The 1,151-nt window shown below is 58.5% G+C and carries 1 protein-coding gene and 1 pseudogene; one reads left to right on the forward strand and one right to left on the reverse strand.

Annotation, left to right across the window (positions count from 1 at the left end; all coding sequences use genetic code 11):
• Positions 1-908, reverse strand: a pseudogene (locus HLUSI_RS26915) (excinuclease ABC subunit UvrA); the annotation flags it as partial.
• A gap of 48 nt (positions 909-956) precedes the next feature.
• Between HLUSI_RS26915 and HLUSI_RS33865 the strand changes: the two are divergent.
• Positions 957-1,151, forward strand: a 195-nt coding sequence (locus HLUSI_RS33865; protein WP_040503157.1) for a hypothetical protein, incomplete at its 3' end; no start/stop codon positions are given.

The following is a 1,151-nucleotide window of genomic DNA, read 5'->3' on the forward strand; positions in this document are numbered from 1 at the left end:
TTCGGGAAGGCGACGATGCGCTTCGGATCGAAGAACTCGATATGGCCCAGGCCGTCGCATTCCGGGCAGGCGCCCATCGGATTGTTGAACGAGAACAGGCGTGGCTCCAGTTCCTGCAGCGAATAGCCGCAAGTCGGACAGGCGAATTTGTTGGAGTAGAGATGTTCCTTGGCGGTATCCATCTCCAGCGCAATGGCGCGGCCATCGGCGATGCGCAGCGCGGTTTCAAAACTTTCCGCCAGGCGCTGCTTGATGTCTTCCTTGACCTTGACGCGGTCGATGACGACGTCGATGGTGTGCTTTTCGGTTTTCTTCAGCTTGGGCAGGTCATCGATCTCATAGACCTTGGCCGTGCCGGTGCCGCTCTGGATGCGGAAGCGCACGAAGCCGTGCGCCTGCATCTGCTCGAACAGGTCGACGTGCTCGCCCTTGCGGTTGGCCACGACCGGCGCCAGGATCATCAGCTTGGTGTCTTCCGGCATGGCCAGAACGGCGTCGACCATTTGCGACACCGATTGCGCGGCCAGCGGGTTTTCCGGATGGTCGGGGCAATAAGGCGTACCCACGCGTGCGTACAGCAGGCGCAGATAGTCGTGGATTTCGGTGACGGTGCCGACGGTCGAGCGCGGATTGTGCGAGGTCGCTTTCTGCTCGATCGAGATCGCCGGCGACAGGCCTTCGATCAGGTCGACGTCGGGCTTTTCCATCAGTTGCAGGAACTGGCGCGCATAAGACGACAGCGACTCGACATAGCGGCGCTGGCCTTCTGCATACAGCGTGTCGAACGCCAGCGACGACTTGCCCGAGCCGGACAAGCCGGTGATCACGATCAGTTTGTTGCGGGGTAAGTCGAGGCTGATGTTCTTCAGATTGTGCGTGCGTGCGCCGCGAATGCGAATTTCTTCCATGGATGCCTTCAGCGTAAGTTTTCCATCCGTTGTTCATATGAACATTGAATGGAGGATCAACCTATTACTATATCAGGACTCACCATTTACGGCTGGGCCGGCGGGCTGGGAAAGATCCTGGCGTTACTTCGTGATTTCGTGATGCATCGCGGCTGCAGCTGGCGTGTTGCGCCGATAGACATTGAACGTCTGTTGGTCGTCGCCGTCGCGCTAAAAAAACACATCAGTACTGACAGGACGTTC

The sequence above is a fragment of the Herbaspirillum lusitanum P6-12 genome (assembly GCF_000256565.1).
Classification (GTDB): domain Bacteria; phylum Pseudomonadota; class Gammaproteobacteria; order Burkholderiales; family Burkholderiaceae_D; genus Herbaspirillum; species Herbaspirillum lusitanum.